The sequence below is a fragment of the Sphingobium sp. SYK-6 genome, from assembly GCF_000283515.1.
Taxonomy (GTDB): Bacteria; Pseudomonadota; Alphaproteobacteria; order Sphingomonadales; family Sphingomonadaceae; genus Sphingobium; species Sphingobium lignivorans.
In genome coordinates this window covers 1307271-1327526 of sequence record NC_015976.1, presented here as the reverse complement: position 1 = coordinate 1327526, position 20256 = coordinate 1307271, and the positions used below count along the sequence as shown (strand labels likewise).

At 66.8% G+C, this 20256-nt stretch carries 16 protein-coding genes and 1 tRNA gene; 6 read left to right on the top strand and 11 right to left on the bottom strand.

The window, feature by feature from the left end; translation table 11 throughout:
• Positions 1-128: 128 nt before the first annotated feature.
• The 4 genes from SLG_RS05970 to SLG_RS05955 form a co-directional block, all read right to left on the bottom strand.
• Entirely contained in the window at positions 129-1064 is a 936-nt protein-coding gene (locus tag SLG_RS05970; RefSeq protein ID WP_014075546.1) for a 3-keto-5-aminohexanoate cleavage protein, read from the bottom strand.
• A gap of 72 nt (positions 1065-1136) precedes the next feature.
• Complete coding sequence (locus SLG_RS05965) at positions 1137-2600, bottom strand: NAD-dependent succinate-semialdehyde dehydrogenase (protein ID WP_014075545.1); 1464 nt, start codon at positions 2598-2600, stop codon at positions 1137-1139.
• A gap of 329 nt (positions 2601-2929) precedes the next feature.
• Complete coding sequence (locus tag SLG_RS05960; protein WP_014075544.1) at positions 2930-3709, bottom strand: HpcH/HpaI aldolase family protein; 780 nt, start codon at positions 3707-3709, stop codon at positions 2930-2932.
• A complete protein-coding gene (locus tag SLG_RS05955; protein ID WP_014075543.1) occupies positions 3706-4635 on the bottom strand; it encodes a hypothetical protein in 930 nt (309 codons plus the stop codon). Before SLG_RS05955 ends, SLG_RS05960 begins: the two co-directional genes overlap by 4 nt.
• A 340-nt stretch (positions 4636-4975) precedes the next feature.
• On the opposite strand from SLG_RS05955, the gene SLG_RS05950 reads away from it, so the two are divergent.
• The 3 genes from SLG_RS05950 to SLG_RS05940 are packed head-to-tail and all read left to right on the top strand — an operon-like array spanning position 4976 to position 7951.
• Entirely contained in the window at positions 4976-7027 is a 2052-nt protein-coding gene (locus tag SLG_RS05950; protein WP_014075542.1) for a Tad domain-containing protein, read from the top strand.
• Positions 7002-7532 carry a TadE/TadG family type IV pilus assembly protein gene (locus SLG_RS05945; RefSeq protein ID WP_158512686.1) on the top strand — a complete coding sequence of 177 codons (531 nt, stop codon included), beginning with the start codon at positions 7002-7004 and terminating at the stop codon, positions 7530-7532. Before SLG_RS05950 ends, SLG_RS05945 begins: the two co-directional genes overlap by 26 nt.
• Entirely contained in the window at positions 7529-7951 is a 423-nt protein-coding gene (locus tag SLG_RS05940) for a TadE/TadG family type IV pilus assembly protein (protein ID WP_014075540.1), read from the top strand. The genes SLG_RS05945 and SLG_RS05940 overlap by 4 nt, the downstream gene beginning before the upstream one ends.
• Before the next feature lie 100 nt (positions 7952-8051).
• Here SLG_RS05940 and SLG_RS05935 read toward each other — a convergent pair whose 3' ends face one another.
• From SLG_RS05935 to SLG_RS05915, 5 genes are all read right to left on the bottom strand, one after another.
• A complete protein-coding gene (locus SLG_RS05935; RefSeq protein WP_014075539.1) occupies positions 8052-8786 on the bottom strand; it encodes an SDR family oxidoreductase in 735 nt (244 codons plus the stop codon).
• A gap of 132 nt (positions 8787-8918) precedes the next feature.
• Positions 8919-10919 carry a nuclear transport factor 2 family protein gene (locus SLG_RS05930; protein ID WP_014075538.1) on the bottom strand — a complete coding sequence of 667 codons (2001 nt, stop codon included), beginning with the start codon at positions 10917-10919 and terminating at the stop codon, positions 8919-8921.
• Between the two features lie 67 nt (positions 10920-10986).
• Entirely contained in the window at positions 10987-12291 is a 1305-nt protein-coding gene (locus SLG_RS05925; RefSeq protein WP_014075537.1) for an MFS transporter, read from the bottom strand.
• A 187-nt stretch (positions 12292-12478) separates the two neighbouring features.
• Positions 12479-14539: a nuclear transport factor 2 family protein gene (locus SLG_RS05920; protein WP_231848764.1), complete on the bottom strand. Its 2061-nt coding sequence runs from the start codon at positions 14537-14539 to the stop codon at positions 12479-12481.
• Between the two features lie 142 nt (positions 14540-14681).
• Positions 14682-15557 carry an alpha/beta hydrolase gene (locus SLG_RS05915; protein WP_014075535.1) on the bottom strand — a complete coding sequence of 292 codons (876 nt, stop codon included), beginning with the start codon at positions 15555-15557 and terminating at the stop codon, positions 14682-14684.
• 201 nt (positions 15558-15758) lie between these two features.
• Between SLG_RS05915 and SLG_RS05910 the strand changes: the two genes are divergently transcribed.
• Positions 15759-15832, top strand: a tRNA-Gly gene (locus tag SLG_RS05910).
• 168 nt (positions 15833-16000) lie between these two features.
• Positions 16001-17242 carry a tetracycline resistance MFS efflux pump gene (locus SLG_RS05905; RefSeq protein ID WP_014075534.1) on the top strand — a complete coding sequence of 414 codons (1242 nt, stop codon included), beginning with the start codon at positions 16001-16003 and terminating at the stop codon, positions 17240-17242.
• Between the two features lie 75 nt (positions 17243-17317).
• On the opposite strand, the gene SLG_RS05900 is transcribed toward SLG_RS05905, so the two are convergent.
• Together SLG_RS05900 and SLG_RS05895 are read right to left on the bottom strand one after the other, a co-directional pair.
• Positions 17318-17674 (bottom strand): hypothetical protein, encoded by a 357-nt coding sequence (locus SLG_RS05900; RefSeq protein WP_014075533.1) that lies wholly within the window; start codon positions 17672-17674, stop codon positions 17318-17320.
• A 476-nt stretch (positions 17675-18150) separates the two neighbouring features.
• Positions 18151-18906: a competence/damage-inducible protein A gene (locus SLG_RS05895; RefSeq protein WP_014075532.1), complete on the bottom strand. Its 756-nt coding sequence runs from the start codon at positions 18904-18906 to the stop codon at positions 18151-18153.
• 226 nt (positions 18907-19132) lie between these two features.
• On the opposite strand from SLG_RS05895, the gene map reads away from it, so the two are divergent.
• Complete coding sequence (gene map / locus SLG_RS05890; RefSeq protein WP_148276508.1) at positions 19133-19957, top strand: type I methionyl aminopeptidase; 825 nt, start codon at positions 19133-19135, stop codon at positions 19955-19957.
• The last annotated feature ends 299 nt before the right edge of the window (positions 19958-20256 follow it).

The window sequence follows — 20256 nt, the reverse complement described above, 5'->3', positions numbered from 1 at the left end:
AGGGCAGCGCGGCGGCCTTGTCACGCCGCAGCGACCGGGAAAGGCCCCTATTTCCAGATCAGTCCCGTCAACAGTCCGGCTGGATCAAGAGCCGCGCGAGGGTTTTGGCGGAGGACCGGCGCGCGCGCTCAGAAGCCGACGCGGTCGCCGCCCTTGAGGCCGAGCATGGCGCGTGCCTCGGCCGGCGTGGCGATCTCGTAGCCCAGCGTCTCGATCACGCCGCGCAGCTTGCGCACCTGATCGGCATTGGAGCGCGCCAGTTCACCGCGCCCGATATAGAGGCTGTCCTCCAGCCCGACGCGGGCATGGCCGCCGTTCAGCACGGAAAGCGTGCCGAAATTCATCTGGTTGCGCCCGGCAGCGAAGGCCGAGAACATATAGTCCTCGCCGAACAGCCGGTCAGCCGTCGCCACCATATGCGCGAGATTGGCCGGTTCGGCGCCGATGCCGCCGAGAATGCCGAACACGCCCTGAATGAAGAAGGGCGGCTCGACCAGCTTGCGGTCCACGAAATGGGCGAGCGTGTAGAGATGGCCGATATCATAGCATTCGAACTCGAACTTGGTGCCGAACGCCTGCCCCACCTCGACCATGATCCGCTCGATATAGGCATTGTCATTATACATGATCCGGCCGCGCGAGCCCTCGACATAAGGCTGTTCCCAGCCATGCTGCCAGGCCTCCACCCGCGCGCCCGCCGCGCTGAAATCGAAGATCAGCGGCCCCATGTTCAGCGAGCAGACTTCCGGCTGGAACGCCTTCGCGCCTTCCAGCCGGTCATCGAGGCTCATGGTGGCACTGCCACCGGTGGAGATATTGATGACCGCGTCCGTCGCTTGCCGGACGCGCGGCAGGAAGCGGGCGAAATCCTCCGCGCGCGGGCTCGGGCTGCCGTCCGCCTCGTTGCGGGCATGGAGGTGAAGCACCGTCGCGCCCGCCTCCGCTGCCTCGATCGCCGCATGCGCGATCTGGTCCGCTGTCACCGGGAGATGCGGCGACATGGACGGCGTGTGGATCGAGCCCGTGGGCGCGCAGGTCAGGATCACTTTCTTCGAGCGGCGCATTTCAGTCCTCTTCCCTTCCCGCGGACGGCATGGCCACCCGGAACCCGTTTCAGCATGACAGGAAATCATGCCTCAAAGGCCGGCGTGGCAGACATATTTGATGTTCAGATACTCATCGAGGCCATGCGAGGAGCCCTCCTTGCCGATGCCCGACAGCTTGACGCCGCCGAACGGCGCATAAGGCGTCGAGATGAGGCCGGTGTTCACGCCGACCATGCCGCTTTCGATGTCGCGGCTGGCATGCGCGATGGTCGTGGAGCTGGTCGAGCAGACATAGGAAGCGAGCCCGAACGGCGTATCATTGGCGAGGCGGATCGCATCCTCATAGCCATCGAAGGCGACGAGGCCGGCCAGCGGACCGAATGTCTCCTCGCGCGTGAGCAGGGCGCCGGGCGCGACATCGACGACCAGCGTCGGCGGCTGCATCCGCCCCTCGCCCTTGCCGCCAACCAGCAGCCGCCCCCCGCCGGAAAGCGCATCCTCGAGATGTTCGTTGACCTTGGCGACGGCCGGCGCGTCGATGAGCGGACCGATGTCCGTGTCCTCCTCCAGCCCGTCACCCAGCTTCATGGCGGCCACGCGCTGCGCGAAGCTCTCCACGAACGCGTCGTAAATGCCCCTCTGCACATAGATGCGATTGGCCGCGATGCAGCTCTGGCCGCAATTGCGGAACTTGGCGATCATCGCCGCATCGACGGCGGTGGCGAGATCGGCATCGTCGAAGATCAGCATCGGCGCGTTGCCGCCCAGCTCCATGGAGAGCCGCTTCACCGTGGGCGCGCAGGCCGCCATCAGCTTCACGCCGACCTCGGTCGACCCCGTGAAGCTCAGCTTGCGCACGATGGGCGATGAGGTGAACAGGTCCCCGATCATGCCCGCGCTGCCGGTGACGACGCTGAACACGCCCGGCGGCACGCCCGCTTCCTCGGCGAGCTGGGCCAGCGCGAGTGCGGCAAGCGGCGTCTGGCTGGCAGGCTTGGCGACCATCGTGCAGCCCGCCGCGAGCGCGGGCGCGAACTTGCGCGTCAGCATCGCCAGCGGGAAGTTCCAGGGCGTGATCGCCACGCTGACGCCGACCGGCTCGCGCTCAGCATAGAGCTTGCGCCCCGGCACCGGCGCGGGAATGATCTCGCCCAGCGCGCGCGGCGCTTCCTCGGCATAGACCTCGACGAAGCCGGCGCCATAATCGACCTCGCCATAAGCTTCCTTGAGCGGCTTGCCATTCTCCAGCGTGATGAGCCGCGCGAGATCGTCGCGATGGGCCATGATGAGATCCAGCAGCCGGCGCAGGATCTTGCCGCGCTCGCGCGCCGGGGTGCGCGCCCATGCCGGGAACGCGCGCGCGGCGGCATCGATCGCTGCCTGCACCTGCGCCTGCTCGAGCGCGGGAATGGTGGTGATGAGGCCGCCGGTGAACGGATCGGTGACCTCGATCGTCCGGCCGGCCGCGCCGTCCACCCATTGGCCATCGACATAAGCGGCGGCGCGGAGAAGAGGCTTGTAGGCGATGACGGCGTTGCGCTGACTTTGATCCACGAAAGGCTCCGTGATGTTGGCTGCGGCTGCCGGCCCGCCCGGGCCTGTTGACCCACGCAAACCGGAAACGGCGAGGCCCCGGGACATCGGGGCGGTTGCGAAACTGGCTCGGCTCCGCGACTCAGAGCCGGCCTTCGATGCTTCCGCCTTACCGCATTTCCGCGCCGTCCGTTGTTTCCACCTGACCGGGAGACGCTGTAGCGGCACGGCCCGCCGTGCGACTTGTCCGTTCCGGTAGCCAAGGTTGCGCAAAGCGGCGCGGTGGAATGGTCATGTCGGAGGGCGCGCGTGGAGCGTGGGGCGGCCACGATCCATCCAGACCGTCTGTCCTAGAAGGCTGCGCGCATGCGCAGGGCCGCCTGCCGCATGAGGCCCTGATCGGACGCGACGAGGAAGTTCGTGACGCCGGCCGCGCGCAGGCTCGCGACTTCGGCATCGTCCGTGGCGCCGACATGGGCAATGAGGGGCATGCCGTGCCGCGCCGCGGCGGCGGCAATGCGGCCCACGATCTCCGCGATGCGCGCGTCCCCGGTCGTCTCGGCCCCGATCGCGGCGGACAGATCGCCGCGGCCAATGAAAGCGGCCGTGAGCCCGGCCACGCTGAAGATCTCGTCCAGATGGTCAAGCGCGTCGAGATCCTCGATCATGGCGATGACCGACGTGCTGCTGTCGCACGTCTCCATATAGTCGCGGAAGCCGAGGCGCCCATAGCTGCCCGCGCGCGGGCTGTTCGAGAAGCCGCGATGCCCGCCGGCGAAGCAGGCCGCATCCACTACGGCACGGGCGATCACAGCCGAGGAGACGTGCGGCACCAGCACGCCCGCCGCCCCGGCATCCAGTGCAGTCAGGATGTGCTCGGGCGCCGCCGAAGGCACGCGCACCACGCTGGCGATCTGCCCGGCGCGAGCGGCCAGCATCATGAGATCGATATCCGCGCGGCTGAACGGCGCATGCTCGGCATCCACCACCACGAAATCGAAGCCCGCGTCAGCGAGTATCTCCGTGGCATGGGCCGTGGGCGTCTTGAGGAAGGTCCCGAGCAAGCCCTCCCCGCCGACGAGGCGGCGGCGCAAGCGCTGCTGCGGCGTCTCGGGAGGGGACGCGCTCATGCTTCGGGCATCGGATAGTCGTCCGCGTTCAGCACCCAGCCCTCCATCTGGGAGAAATCCCGCCGGGGCGGCGCGAACACGTCCACCAGCCGGTTGTCCTGCGGCGCGATGGAGGCCGAGGTGTGGATCGACTTGGGCGGGATCACCGCGATGGAGGGCGCGGGGCAGACCATATGCTCGTCATCGCGCCATTCCGCCTGATTGGCGGTCCACGGCCAGCGCAGATGGTGGACATAGGAGCCGCCGAGCGCCAGCGAGCACTGCTCGAAATCGTCATGGAAATGCGGCGAGAGCTTCGTGGTGTCGCGCGGCCCGTCCGGCTCGAACACATTGACCATGAAAGTGGTGCAGCGCCAGATGCGCCCGAAGCGCCCCGGCTGCGCGGGAACATCCAGGCTGTAGGGCCGGATCCTGTAGCCTCCCGGCGGCTCCGGCCATGTCTGGTAGGCAGGGATATTGGGCTGCTGCACGGCATAGCCCGCGGCATTGGCCGCAAGCGCCGCGACATCGCCATTCTCGCGCGAGAAGAGGCGCACGATCTCGCCGCCCTCCGGCAAGGTGATGCTGCTCTCGCCGGGCGGCACGATGACGATGGCATAGCCCGGCACCTGCTCGACCTGGCCATTGGCGGCGATGACCGCCGGCACGTCCCGGTCTTCGATCAGCAGCACATATTCGTCCACCTGCCCCTTGCGCTCGAACACGGCGCCGGGCTTCGCGCGGGTGTAGGCGACGACGAAATTCTGGCCGCGCCCGAACCAGGTCTGGCCGCTCTCGTCATCGATCTGCGGCGGCGTCGAGCCGAACATGACATAATGCGAGGGCCCGAAGCCCGTCGCGGCGGGCGCGCCGCCCGACACCGCGCTGCCACTGGTCAACTTCGAGCGCGGATCGTCGGACGTGTACATGGTGTTGGCTGCGGACATGAGGCTCCGTCCCTGATTCCTGAGGCAATATGCGCCCTGCCTTAGCGGGAGACCAGCGCGGCGGGCTTGACCGAAGCGGCAAGCCGGTTTGATCCCCGGCGAGAGGTGACGCGTCCGTCGGGATGGTCGACGTGCTGCCAACCGATATCCTTAATCCGCAAGAGGCATTCTCCTGGCGCGAGCCATCTCGCAATCCCTCGCGAGGCGATGAACCCGCTGTTTGGCTTAATCTTTTTTTAGGCGGGTCGAGGTTAACGTCACCTCTCCGACGAAGTTAACCTCGCGCCTCAAAAGGGCCGACGTGTCTGGCGCTGCAAATCAACTGTGAGCATCTGATGGTATGATGTGGTCAAATCTCGGGCGAATTTGCGCGAAACTACGTCATGATTCAGCGGGCGGTGTCGCCCTGATTGCGGGCCTGAGCTTGCCCGTCGTGGTCGGCGGGTTGGGCCTTGCCGTCGATCTCGGGCGCGGCCTTGATGAACGCATGGTCACCCAGCGGGTGGCGGATTCTGCGGCTCTGGGTGCTGCCCTGGCCTATCAGACCAGCAACGATGCGGCGAACCTCACCGCAATCGCGCGTGATCTGGCCATAGGCAATGGCCTGCAGGATGCCGATGTTCATGCCGAACTGGTCCATGACTTCCCCAATTCAGGCGATCAGGCAGTCAAGGTCGTCATTACGAAGCAGTTGCCCTTCATTCTTGCCCGGATCGTTGGCGCCCCTGCGACGTTCACCGTCGGCAGCGAAGCCGTCGCGGTCGTCTCAGGCGAACAGCCCTTTGCCCCGCCCTGTTTTCTCGCACTCAGCAGCGGCAACGACGCCCTGCGCACCTCCGGCGGGGGTACATTCGACGCCCCAGATTGCTCGGTCGCTGCGGTCGGTCAAATAAACAACGCCGGTTCCCTGATCCGTGCGAGCGACATCATTTCAGGCGCCGGCCAGATCCGCAATGACTGGGGCACGCTCACCGCCAGCAGCTTGCGCTTTGCGACCGACTTCTCGAACCCGAGCTGGAACAATGCCGTCCCGGCAGCCGACAAGCGTGTGAACCAGTCGACCGCGCTGGCTGATCCGTGGGCCGACAACGCCGATCTCGCCGCGGCCCGTTCGTTGATCGGCACATTCACGGCCATTTCGAACCTTGCGAACCCTACGACCGCAAGCGCCAGCAACTGGGATTTCAACTGGTCCCCGGCCGCCAACGTCGCGGCCTTCCGGGCCGGTGCCGGCAGCAGCACCTACAATGTGCCCGCAGGCAATTACACGATCGGCCAGCTCAATGTCGCGGGCGGCATCACTGTCAATTTCGCCTCCGGATCCACCATCACCATCAACAACGGCTTTTCCAACGGCGGCAGCAGCGTTGTGTTCGGCGACGTGAACCTGTTCGTCAACGGCGGCTTCAACAGCGGCTCGAGCGGGATCCGGATCGGCAATGGCACGCTCCATATCGGCAGCGGGACAGTGAATTTCAGCGGCACCAACATCAAGGGCGACGGAGACGTCATCGTCAACGCGGCGATCACGATCGGCGGCGGATCAAGCCTGCGCATGGGAAATGGCCAGCACATGTTCCGCAGCCTGAGCATCTCCGGCGGCAGTTTCGTGGTGGCCGGCACCGGCAATTTCCAGGTCAATGAGGGAATCGATGTCGGTGGAAATTCAGAGCTTTCCTTCGGCAATGGCAATGTGCTGATCGGCCCGCGCGCCAACGGCAATGCGATCAGCCTGGCGGGCAGCGGCCGGATGTTCATGGGCGACGGGACTTTCAGTGCCAACGGCCATATCGTCACCCAGGGCGGCAGCCGCATCCGCTTTCCGGCCACGACCAACCACCTGATCAATGGCAATATGACGATCGCGGGCTCGGCCCTGTTCGATGCCGGCCGCTACACCATCGCGGGCAATTTCACCAATGGCACGGGCGGAACGGTCTGGCCGTTCACCTCGCCCCATACCGGGATCACCTGGGGCCAGACACTGAACGGGGTTACTGCGAGCGGCTTCGACATGGTCGGGGTCGATGTGACCTTCGTGCTGAGCGGAACACTCAATCTCGCAGGCGGCGCGCGCACCAAGCTGATCGCGCCGAGCAGTTCGGTCCCGGGCGGGCAGATCCGCGAGATGCTGCTGCATTCCCTCACAAGCGCCAATACAAGCTGGGCGGCCGGTTCACAGAGCATCTTCGTAGGAACCGTGCACGTGCCCAATTCGAACCTGACGATGAGCGGCGGCAGCACCAATCTTTCGGCAGGCCAGTGCTTCACCGTGATCGCCAACACGATCGCAGCGACCGGCGGGGCGGCGGCAGGTTCGGCATGCCGGACGATGGAAGAAGCTTATGGAGGAGGAGGCAGCGGCGGTGACGTCATTCGCCTGGTACGCTGATATGCGAAATCTTGTTCATGCCTTGCGGCGAGATGACAAAGGCGGGGTCGCGGTTGAATTCGCCCTCTGGATCACGCTGTTCTTCATCACCGCGCTGGGGGCCTTCGACCTTGGCGACATGTATTTCAAGCGTTCGCAGATGGGGTCGGCCGTTTCAGCAGCCTCGCTGCAAGCCTTTGACCAACGGGACGATGTCAATTTCGCCGAACTGGGCGACTATGTGAAAGCACTTGCCAACGACAACAAGCTCACCGTCACCGTGAGCTGCAACGGCGTTGCGGGGAGCTGCACGAATGTCGACCGCTCCTGCGCCTGCCTGACGACCGAAGGGGAAATGGTGGCGCGGCAATGCGGCATCCCCTGCTCCGAAGCAAATATGACACCCGGCGTCACCGCCGGCTATTATCTGACGATCTCTGCCAGCCAGTCCTTCAGCCCTGCGCTGATTTCACAGGCAAGCGTCGGCTCGCATCTATCCCAGACGGCAACGGTGAGGCTGCAATGACCATCCTGCGCCTGATGCGTTGCGCGCGGGGCGCTTCGATCCTGGAATTTGCCATTCTGGCACCGCTGTTCATTGCCATGCTGGTCGGCCTCATCGAATTCGGACGGGCCTATTGGATCCGCCAGAGCCTGGCAGAGGTGGCCTTTCATACGGCCCGTTGCATGGCAATGGACACAGCGTGCGCCAACCAAGCGCAGAGCGTCGCCTTCGCGGTTGCCCGCGCAAGCGACTACACGATCTCCATTGCACCCAGCGCGGTTGTGCCCACCTCAGGCGTGTCTTGCCGCGGCCAGGCCAACTCCCACCAGGTGGTCATCTCCACGCCGTTTCTGTCGCCGATTGCCAGCTTTGGCTTCCTGCCTGAAAATCTTCAGGTCACGGCATGCTTCCCCGTGTTTTCGAGCGGATCCGGGAGCTGAGCATTCACGCCGTCGTCCCGGGCTCGCTCCGGCATGACGAACGAGAATGGCTGAAACCCGCGCTTCTGGCTCCCTCAAACGCCGCGAACTTGCACGCCGCCTAGCGCCCGCCGGATACGGCGAGATTGGCGCCGGTGATGAAGGAGGCTTCGTCCGAGGCGAGGAACATGACGGCGGCGGCGGCTTCCTGCGGCGTGCCGATGCGGCCCACGGGGGAAAGCGAGGTCGCCATCTTCACTTTCTCCGGGCTCAGCATCTCCGTGCCGATCGGGCCGGGGGACACGGCGTTCACGCGAATGCCCTCGATGCCCACTTCGCGCGCAAGGCCGAGCGTCAGGCTGTCGATGCCGCCCTTGGACGCGGCATACCAGACCCATTCGTTGGGCGAGCCATAAGCGGTGGCGCGCGATGACATGAAGACGATTGCGCCGCCCTGCCCCCCGGTGCGGGTGGACATGAGCGGGATCGCCGCGCGCGCGCAGAGCATCGCGCCGGTGAGATTGACCGCGACGACGCGCGCGAGCGTCTCCGGATCGGCATCGGCAAGGCGCGAGGCTGCGCCCGTGATGCCGCCATTATAGACCAGCACCCGCAGCGGTCCGGCCTCCTCCACCGCCGCGAACAGCGCCGCGACATCGGCGGGATCGGCCGTGTCCGCGCGGATGGCGCGCGCGTCGCCGCCCTGCGCGACGATCTGCGCCACGGTCTCCTCCGCCTGCGCGGCATTGCTCGCATAAGTGAGGACGACGCGGTAGCCCGCCCCGGCCGCGGCATGTGCGATGGCCGCGCCGATCCCGCGGCTGCCGCCGGTCACCAGAAACACGGGTGGATTCATGTTCGGCTCCCCTTGCCTGCTGTCCTGCTTGGGTCAGGCTTGCCCCCGCCTGCGCGTCATCTCTGGTCCGCCAGCCTGCGCCGCACTTGCCCCAGCAGGCAGGGATCGTTGCGGCGCCCTGCCCGCCTCATGTCAGAAATGGCGCGGCGGCAACAGCAGTTCCGGGGCGCGACCGCTCACCGGATTGCGGAAATGCAGCGCCACCGGCAGCAGGTCCGGCCAGGGCGCGGTCGAGGGTCCCCGCAGCGGGCCATCGGGCGGATAGCCCTTCATCACGTCCGGATCGGGCACGAAACGGCTATTGCTGGCCGGATCGGCCTTCGTCCAGCCGGTGGCAAGATCGCCGGTCCAGACATAATCGAGGTCCATGGCGGAGATCTTCCACAGGCCATCCTCCAGCACCGCGCCATTCTCGTAATGCCCGCCGATCTGCGCGCCGCCCGGATCGTTGCTGGTGCCGAGCTGGAACAGGCGCAGGTGGATGCGCGCGCTCTTCCCGTCCGCCGCGACAGTGGTCACCGGCTGCATCTTCTGGTGAATGGCCATGCTGGGCACGAAGCGCCCGCCATTGCCATAACGCCGGGCAAGCGACTGGAAGACGCGCTCGTTGCCGACATAAGTGCCGACATAGGAAAGCTCCTTCCACCCCTGCTTCGAGAACAGATCGCCGATCGGCCGCCACAGGAACTCGTCGATATAATAGCCATAAGCGGTCGAGACATTCTCCGCGCCGTCATAAGCCGACGCGATGGCGAGCTGGCGCTCGATCTCCGCGAGGCGCGCGGCCGGATCGGACGGGTTCGCCGGTGGCGGGGACGCTGTGGCCGAGGCGGGGACTGGCGCGGGCAGGATGGTCATGCCGGCGGGATAGGCCGGTGCCTTGTCCGTCACCGGATTGGTGAAGCTCAGCGCGGGGAAGGCAGTGCCGGGATATTGCAGCGCCGCCTGCCGGGCCGGCACGGCTGGCCCGGCGCGGCCGAACGGCGCATAAGGAATCGCGCTTTTCGCCCAGCCCTGCGCATAATCGGTGCGGGCGCGGGGATAGAGCCGCATATGGGCCAGCATCCACTTGCCATCGCGCTTCACATAGAGGTTCTCGAATGTCGCGAGCGTCCATGCGCCCCCTTCATTGGCCTTGCCGACCATCCCCAGCTCGATGCCGCGCGCGGTGGCACTGGCGCCATCGGGCGCGACGGTGATGACCATGTCGAACTGGAGCCGGTCATTGAGCTCGCCGGACCGCAGGCCCGCCGGCGCGACTGCCTCCAGTGCCGCGCGGATCGCCTTGCGGCCCTGCGCGCGATCCCCCGCCGCTTCCATCACCCCGTCTGGCGCGAAGAGATCAGTCACATCGTCCCACAGCCGCCGGTCGACATAATAGCCATAGGCATTCTGGAGATTTTCGATCTGCGAGGCATCGTTGAGCCGCGCCACGCGCCGCTCCAGATCGGCCAGCGAAGGCGCGGGACCGGCCGGAGCCGTCCAGCCATCCTGCAGGCGCGTGCTCGGGATGCCGAGGCTGTCCACGCTGAAATGGAAGGGCACGGCGCGCAGCACGGGATCGACATTCTTCCAGCCCGCCTCATAGGAGCCGGCGAACAGAGGGTAGGGATGGAGCATGGCGAACTTCCATTTGCCATCCTCCAGCACATAGACATTTTCCTGGATCGCGCCGGACCAGTCCGCCCGCTCGCCATAGTGCGCATCGATGCCGAGGCTGTGCCAGCGGCCCTTGCCACGCGTGCCGTCAACGGACAGCGTCACGACCGGCGAGAAGATCATGTCCACATGGAGCCGGCCCTGCGCGATGCCGTCCTGCCCCTGGCCGATCGTCTTGCGCAGATGCGCGGCGATGGCCTGCGGTCCCATGACGCGCGCCCGGCCCTCGCCCAGCGCGCCATCCCGCGCGAAGAGCGACGCCGCCTCGTCCCACAGGCCGAGCTGGAGATAATGGACATAGCTGTGCTGGAGCCGCTTGATCTCCCGCACCGCCTCGGCGCGCCGCAGCTGCTCGGCGACGCGGGCGACCTGCTCGCGCGCGACATCGGCAGCCTGCGCGGGCGGCGCGGCGAGGAGCAAAGGCGGGGCGGACAGCAAGGCCAGCCCCAGCAGCATGGCAGTCATCGGCTTCATGTCACTCTCCTGCCTTTTCCTCTTCGCGCCCTGCTTCCCGACGCCTGGCAGCGAACGGGCCTGCCGCTCAGCTCTTCGCGACGGCGGGAGGCGCGGCGGGGGCGCCGGCCTCGTCCCCATCCAGATCGTCCAGTCCATGCAATTGCCGCCCCGCCGTCTCGGGCAGGAAGAAGGTCGCCGTCATCGCGCAGGCAATGCCGACGATGCCGAAGATCGCCATCGCGGCGCTCAGCACCATCGTCTGCGAGGCCAGTGCCACCGCCATGATGAACAGCGCCGCTGCCGCGCGGCCGAAATTATAGGCGAAGGCCTGCCCCGAGCCGCGCAGCTCGGTGGGGAACAGCTCGGTGAAATAGGGTCCGAACGAGGCATACATGCCGAACTGGAAGAAGCCGTAGATCAGCCCCGTGGGGATGAGCAGGATGACCGATCCGCCCAGCGGCGCGAACAGATAGATGGACGAGGTGATGATGAAGCCCGCGCCGAACAGGCGGAACACGCCCCGGCGCCCGAGCATGTCGCTGAGATAGGCATTGGTGAGGAATCCGAAGAAGCCGCCCAGCGAATTGAACATGACGCACAGGCCCGCCATCGAGATGGACAGACCCCGCTCCATGCTGAGGAACGGCGTCAGATAATTGCTCACCGAATAAGCCGCGCCCTGCGTGCCCAGCGAGAGCAGCGAGGCCAGCAGCGTGATCCGCAGCACCTTCGGGCGGAAGATGCTGGCGAGGCTCATCGTCTGGCCGCTTTCCTTCGCTTTCTGCACCGCCTGGCGGAACATCTCGCTGTCGTCCGAACCCTTGCGCACGAAGAAGATGAGCATCGCGGGCAGGATGCCGATCCAGAAGACGATCCGCCAGCCCAGATCGGGATCGAACAGCGCCGCGAACGGCCCGGCGAGCAGGGCAGCGATGCCCGAGCCGATGGCCGCGCCGCTGTGCACGGTGCCCAGCGCCTTGCCGCGATGCTTCGGCGAAATCAGCTCGCCCAGCAGCACTGCGCCCACCGCCCATTCGGCGCCGAAACCCAGGCCCTGCAGCACGCGGATGACGAGCAGTTGCTCATAGGTCTGCGCGAATCCGGACGCGAAGGAGAAGACCGAGAACCACAGGATGGTGAGGCGCAGCACCCGCGCGCGCCCATAACGATCGCACAGCCAGCCGCCGACCCAGCCGCCGAGCGCGGCGGCGAAATAATTCGCGCTGGCGATGGCGCCCGCCTGCGCCAGCGTCATGCCGAGCGCGACGATGAGCAGCGGGATCATATACTGATAGACCAGCGCGTCCGCCGTATCCATGGCCCAGCCGGCACTGCACGTCCAGAAGACGCGCCGCGTCTTCTTGTCGGCCTCCTTGTACCAGGTCATCATGATCGTGTGCGCCCCCTCCGGCTATTCTGTCTGGCCATTCGACGCGCGGCCCGCGAGAGGCGCGCGACAAGTGGCCCGGTTTTCGATGCGGACCATGGCCCGTGTGTGCGCCGCGCGCCAGCCCGGCCGCTTGCTTGGACCGGCACCAGAAGTTGCCCGCTCGTGACCGGGGCGTGTCGCGCGGGTGCTATTTTACCTCCACCCCGTCGACGGAGGGGCCGGTGGGCGGCATCTGGTAGCCATGGCTGGTCATGCGCGCGGCGGGGAGCATTCCGCACGGCACGCAATCGGGCCAGTAGCGTTCCGGCGTGCGGCCGCTCACCAGATTGCGGTAATTGAACCACATGGGCAGGATGCCCGGCCACTCGATCGTCTCGCCGGTGCCGCCGCGAAAGCCCGCTTCCCGCTCGCCAAGCTCGGTCAGCAGGATGTCCGGCGGATATTTGGCGATCAGCGCGCTCGGCGGCGGCCGGCGACCGGGCGGGCCGGCCTTCACGCCGTTCCAGCCGTCCTTCCAGGTCTTCATCGAGAAATAGGGCTCGTCGATGGTGAGGCTCCACAGCCGCCATACATCCCCCTCCAGCACGAGCTGGTCGTTGGGATACATGCCGTTCGAGAAGACCGCGCCGTAAAAGCCGCCATCCACTTCCTTGCCGGTGCGCGGCTGGAACAGGCGCGTGCGCAGGTTTGCCGAGCGGCCATCCTGCGAGACGAGGATCACCGGCTGTGTGCGCCAGTGATAGGAAATGCCCGGCCGGGTCTGCGGCGTGGGGCCCCAGGTGGCGTTGACCGCGCCCATGATCCTGTCCCGCCCCAGATAATAGCCTGCGAACGGCGACTGCTTGTTGCCTTTCTCCGCGAAGATCGCGCCCATCTCGTCCCACATGAAATCGTCGATGTAGAAGCCATAAGCCGAGGAGACGTTCTCGGCGGCATCGAAGGCGAGCGAGCGGGAAAGGCGGCGCTTCGCGTCCGCATAGCGCGCGGAGCCCGGGCCGGCGGGCAAGGCGCGCGGCCCCGGCGCGGCGCCGGTGAGCGGCCCTGACGTAGCGACCGCTCCGGGCAGCGGCACCGCCTTGCCCGTCACCGGATGCGGCGAGAGGAAGGCCGGCAGGGCGGCGGGGCGGAGCGTGCCGCCATCCCCCCAGCCGCGCGCATAATCCGCGGCCATGAGCGGGAAGAGCCGCAGCTCGCGGAGCTTCCAGATGCCATCTTCCTTGACGAAGCGATTGCGGAAGATGGTGACTGACCACCCGGCCGTATCCCGGCTCTGGCTGCCGAGCATACCAAACTCGATGCCGCGGCTATAGGCTTCCGTGCCGCCGGGCATGATCTCGACCAGCGTGCCGAACAGCGGGCGGTCGTTGAGCTCCCCGGCGCTCAGCCCCGCCGGCCCCATGCGCTCCAGGGCGCGGCGAATGCCATCCTTCCCCTCGTGGCGCCCTTCACCGGCAATCTCGACCACGCCGCCCTCGGCAAACAGGTCGACCACATCATCCCACATGCGCCGGTCGACATAATAGCCATAGCTGTGCTGGAGGTTGCGGACCGCATCCTCGTCGTTCAGTGCGGCGATGCGGCGTTCCAGCCCCGCCAGCGTCTCGCCCGAGCGCGGCGGCGCGCCGGCCGACGGCGGGATGGGCCGGCCGGTCTGCGCCGGTGTGATGTGATAGGGGACGATCGGCAGGTCCGCCCCGCCGATGTTGGTCCACCCGGTCGCGTAATCCCCCTCGAACTGCGGATGATAATGGGCGAGCGCGATCTTCCAGACCCCGTTCTCGCGCACATAGTCATTCTCGTAGACGCCGCTTTCCAGCCGTGCCGCGCCCTTGCCGTCGCCCGTGAGGGAAAGGCTCATCCAGCGCGACTGGATGGTGCGCCCGTCCGCCGACATGGACAGCAGCGGTTCGTCGATCAGCTCGGTGTGGAGCGCGCCGGACGGGAGGCCATCCTGCCCGCCGCCGCGCGCCTTCAGCCAGTCGCGGATCGCCGCCCTGCCCTGCACCGCGTCCGTGCCCCGGACGAGCCGGCCGCCATCGGAGAAAAGATCGGCCGCTGCCTGCCACTGGCCCAGCTGGACATATTGGGCATAGAGCCGCTGCAGATCCTTGATCGCGCGGATGGCTTCCACCTTGTCCACGTCCCGCGCCAGCGCATCGATCTCGGCGCGCGTCTGGGCAGTCAGCGGCGCGGCCGGTGCGCTCGCCAGCAGCGCGGCGGCGAGCAGGCGCACGGCTCCTCTGTTCACTCTTCCTCTCCCGTCCGTTCGTTTCGCGAAACCAGTGGACGATCGACCGGATGCGCGCGCCTGGCAATGGCCGAGCGCCCGATCGCCGGCCGCCATGAAGAATTAGCGCCGCCTGAGGCAAGTGGCGAAGGCGCCCCGGCGATCAGCCCGGCGAGACGGCGCGGACGAAATCCGAGACCAGCGGCCCCAGCGCATCATGCGCGGTGCCGATGGCAAGGACCGGCGAGAGATGATTATGCCCGGGCAGCCAGTGGAACCGGGGCATGTCGCCCCGCGCCCGGCCGAACGCGCCGATCAGCAGCGCGGCCTGCCGGCGGAAGTCGATCGCGTCATATTCCGACACGGCAAAGCACAGCGGCACCGTCGTCTTCACCAGTCCGGGGACGGTCGAGAAATCGCCGTAGCGCTCGATCTCCAGGCCGTAATAAGCGAGCTGATAGGGATTGGGCGAGGACAAGGCGGGATCATAAGTGCCCGAGACAAGCATCGCGCCGGCCACGCCCGGCCCGCTGGCGGGCTGGACGCCCGTCAGGGAAAGATATGTCGCGATGTGCGTCGCACCGGCCGACTGCCCCATGAGGAAGATCCGGCGCGGATCGCCGCCATGCTCCGCGACCTGATCGCGCAGGCAGGCGACCGCGCGTCCGACATCCTCGGCGCCGGAAGGCCACATATTGTCAGGCGCGAGGCGATAGTTCATCGTGGCGCCGACCCAGCCCCGCGCGGCCGCCCATGTCCCGACATTGTCGTAGAAAGGCAGGCCGCCCAGGCACTTGTCGCCCATCACATAGCCGCCGCCATGCACGAACAGGAGGACCGGCGCGCCTTCCAGGCCGGCGCGTGCGAACAGATCGAGCCGGTGGCGGGCATCCGGGCCATAAGGCAAGTCGCGAATGACGAGCGGCTGCTCTTCAGGGGGAGAAAGGGCAGCGGCAAGGCGCTGCTGGGTCTGCTCGATGAGACCATATGTCAGTTCGCAACCCAGCGACTTCAGCAATGCGCGCGTTTCCGCCTGCATGTATTTCCCCCAACCCACGCGATGGATATGCCGCCCCTGACTTCCCCCGCCCATCCCCTGGCGCAGGAAATCGGGGACAAACATGCCCGACCGCCCCACCTTGGCGGGATCAGCCCCCAGGAGCAAGCAACGCAGTTACAGGACAAGCAAATCATTGACCGCGCCCGCATGGCTGTGGCAATCGCGCCGGACAGCCCGAGCGCGGGTGTAGCTCAATGGTAGAGCAGCAGCTTCCCAAGCTGACGACGGGGGTTCGATTCCCCTCACCCGCTCCAGCTTAATTCCCTTCCCTCCGAGCCCTTCAGTGCGCCCATGGCCGCGCGCGCCCTTGCTGCGCCAGCCCCACCCCAAGTTGACTTTGCCCATTTCGCCCGGCATGGCCGGTACGGGCAGGCAGGGGACCGACCGCGGGGGACGGGCGCCGGGGCCCGTTCGGACGGTCAATGGCAGCCAGCGGCAAGCGACAATCCATCTGGTTCGTGCTCGTCACGATCTTCATCGATGCGATGGGCTATGGCCTGGCCGGGCCGGTGCTCCCGCGCCTCATCATGAATGTGGGCGATGTGGACATCAGCGCCGCGATCCGCTTCGCCGGCTGGATGACGGCGTCCTATGCCGTCGTGCAGTTCCTGATGGGGCCCGTGATCGGCAACCTCTCGGACCGGTTCGGGCGGCGGCCGGTGCTGCTCATCGCGCTCACCGGCCTCGTGCTCAATTTCCTGCTGCTCTCGGTGGCGCAGAGCCTGCCGGTGCTGTTCGTCGCGCAGATGCTGGGCGGCATGTTCGGGGGCACGATCGGCACCTGCCAGGCCGCCATCGCGGACATGACGGCAAAGGAGGACCGCGCGCATAATTTCAGCCTTGTCGGCGCCGCCTTCGGCCTCGGCTTCATCGTGGGCCCGGCGATTGGCGGGCTGCTGGGCGAATATGGCGAGCGCATGCCCTTCATCGCGGCGGCGGTGCTGACCTTCGTCAACCTGCTCTACGGCGTGTTCGTCTTCCCGGACACGCTCCGGCCGGAGAATCGACGCCCCTTCGAGTGGCGGCGGGCGAATGCGCTGGGCGCCTGGCGCTCGATGCGCGCGATGCCGGGCATGACCGCGGCGATCCTCATCGTCGCTCTGTGGTACATCGCCGGGGCGGTCTATCCGCTGACCTGGCCCTATTACGGCATTGCCCGCTTCGACTGGTCGAACGGAATGATCGGCGCCTCGCTGGCGACGGTCGGCGCCATCACCGCGCTGAGCCAGACGGTGCTCACCGGCCGCCTCGTTCGGCGTTATGGCGAGCGCGGCGCGGCGATCATCGGCATGACGGGCGGGATCGCGACGTTCCTGGCCTATGCCTTCGTGACGCAGGGCTGGATGGCCTTCGCCATCATGATCGGCTTCGTGCCCCAGTCGATGGTGGGCCCGGCACTGATGGCGATCCTCGCCAATCGGGCGGGGGCGGATGCGCAGGGCGAAGTGCAGGGCATGGCCGCCATGGCGCAGGGCATGGGCGGCATTGTCGCACCACTTCTCATCAACCCGACCATGGCCTATTTCACCTCGCCCGCCGCGCCCTTCCAGTGCGCGGGCGCCGGCTTCATCGTGGCGAGCGTCTTCGCAGTAGCGGCGCTGGGGCGTCTGCTGACGCTCCCGAACCCCCGACGCGCCCGGCCGCTGGATGCGCGCACGGGCTGAGCCCGGGATGGACGGGGAACCCCGGCGCTTCGGGTCTGCGGACGGCGGGAGCCAGGCCCGCAGACCCCGGCACCGTCAGGATCCCACGGTAACGGTGCCGTAGCGGTAACCGCGCTTGGCCATCTCCTTCACGTAGCGGCCGCGATTATGAGAGAGTTCGTGGCGATATTCGTCCCACGCATCGCGCAGGTCCTCGGTATCGCTGGCGCGCCGCAGGTCGCTGGTCAGTTCCTTGCGCGCTTCGTTGATGTCGGTGCGATAATTGAACCAGAAGCGGTTCTCGATCCCGGCGATGGGCGTCGCGATGACGTGACGCTCTTCCTGCCGGGCCATCCGCTCCTCGTCCAGAACCACGGACGTGCGCACAGTGGCGGTCGCAGCCGCGGCCATGCCCAGGGATGCGAGGGGGAGGATGATCGCTTTGATGTTCATCGTTGGTCTCCTTCCGGGCGAGGCCTTTGCGAGCCCCGCTCCGGTGCAGAAACGAACGAACGGCGGATTCACATCCCGGAAAATTGTCGCCGGCGCGCCGAAAAGCTGGCGCCGGCCTGAGCGCCAATGCTCATGACTTATATGAGATTACCGATACAACATATTGTATTATCTTGCACAAGAGGCGTGCGTGTTGCGGGCGGAGGGATCGCCGGAGATGCGCGGCATACTCGCCGAAACGTGGCATTCCAGCGACCCCGGCGGAGGCCGAATGTCTCATTCCGGAACAATGGCCCGCGCGCTTCGGGGTGAGCGGGGCACCCCCGCACCAGAACGCCAGGGCTAATCGACATTGTCCTACGGACGCCTTCGGCTCCAGATGATGGCGGGACGAAAATGGTGATTTTTCGGGAGCCGGAAGCCCGGGAAAGCGCCATTTGCAGGCCGCCAGCGCTGGATGTCGATTAGCCCTGAGCTCAGATGCCGCCTTCCTCGACAGGATAGCCGGCCGCCGCAAGGGCAGCGACGAGCGCATCCACGCAGGCGTCCAGCCGCCCCTGCTCTGTCGCACGCACCACGAAATTGGCGCCGACCTTCCCCTCGCGAAAGAAGGGATAGCTGCCGATCTGGCATCCCTCATGCGCCTTCTCGACCGCGCCGAGGAGATCCGCGATCTCGCTTTCCGGCACCCAGCAGCCGACAGTGCGGGACAGCAGCGGCGCCCCGCCCTCGAGCTGGCCGGTCAGCCGGTCCAACATGCCTGCCGTGATGTGCGGCACGCCCGCCATGATGAAGAGATTGCCCACGCGAATGCCGGGCGCACCGGAATAACTGTTGGGAATGAGCTCCGCGCCTTCCGGCACGCGCGCCATGCGCAGCCGCGCCGCGCTGAGCCCGCCGCGCGAGGCATAATAGGCCTCGAGGATGGCGCGCGCTTCCGGATGGATGACCACCGGCACGCCGAGCGCGGCGGCAATGGCGTCGACGGTAATGTCGTCATGCGTGGGGCCGATCCCGCCCGTGGTGAACAGATAATCATTGCGGGCGCGCAGTATGTTCACGGCCTCGCAGATGGCGCCCTCGTCATCGCCCACGATCCGCACTTCCCGCAGGCGGATGCCCTGGACGTTGAGCCAGGTGGCGATCTGCGCCACGTTCCTGTCCTGCGTGCGCCCGGAGAGAATCTCGTCGCCGATCACCACCAGCGCCGCCGTCCATATCCGCCCGCTCATGCGCCTGCTCCCCTGCGCGACGCCGTCAGCGAGAGGCGGCGCGCATCGATCATCCGGTCCGGTGCGTTCATGGCGCCTGCTTACGCCCCGGCACCGCGCGCGCCAAGCCGTGCATGCCCCGCTACGTCGTTTTTATGGCCCTGTTTCATGGTCGTGTTCGCCGTGGCGGCGCGCCTCGTCGCGAATGCCCCTCGCCACCCGCGCGCGGAACGCCTATATTCCCCGCATGACGACTTATGTGACACCGACGGCGGACATCGCCAATGTCCGCACTTCCGCCATCAAGCTGCACGGACCGGACGCTTTCGAGGGCATGCGCAAGGCCGGCCGGCTGGCCGCCGAGCTGCTCGACGCCGTGGCGCCGCTGGTGCGGCCGGGCGTGCGCACGAGCGAGATCGACGATTTCGTGCGCGAGAAGACGCTGGCGGCCGGCGCCGTGCCCGCGACGCTCGGTTATCATGGCTATCAGTACAGCTGCTGCATCAGCCTCAACAATGTGATCTGCCACGGCATGCCCGGCGACCGCGTGCTGCGCGACGGCGACATCCTCAACATCGACGTGACGCCTCTGCTGGATGGCTGGCACGGGGATACGAGCCGCATGTACCTGGTCGGCGACGTGCCGATCAAGGCGCGCCGCCTCGTCGATGTGACGTATGAATGCCTGATGCTCGGCATCGAGCAGGCGAAACCGGGCAAGCATCTGGGCGACATCGGCCATGTCATCCAGACCCATGCGGAGAAGCACCGCTATGGCGTGGTGCGGGATTTCTGCGGCCATGGTCTCGGCCGCGTCTTCCATGACGCGCCGGAAGTGGTCCATGTCGGCCGCCCCGGCACCGGCCCGGAGCTGCGGCCCGGGATGATCTTCACCATCGAGCCGATGATCAATGCCGGCAAGCCCACCGTGAAGATGCTCGACGATGGCTGGACCGCCGTGACGCGCGACCGCTCGCTCTCCGCCCAGTTCGAGCACAGCATCGGCATCACCGAGGATGGCTGCGAGATCTTCACGCTGAGCCCCGGCGGCCTGCACAAGCCGCCTTACTGAGCCGGCGGCGGCCGCCTGCCATGGCGGCGACAAGCCGGCCGGAGCCGCCCCTTGCCGCTTCCCCGAAACCTGCACGTACAGCGCGCGCCGGGGCACCCCGCGTGCCACCCGACATGCCCGAATCCGCGGGTTTCGACCTGCCCATTTTTTAGGCAGGAGCGCCAGAAAATGCCTGATATCCGTGCAATATCGACATTCGCGATCAAAGCCGCCAATGCTTCTCTGGTGATTCGCGAGCCGGCGCTGTAGCGTTCAGCCCGTGCGCGGTCGTGCGCGTCGGTCGACCCGTCGGGGGTGCG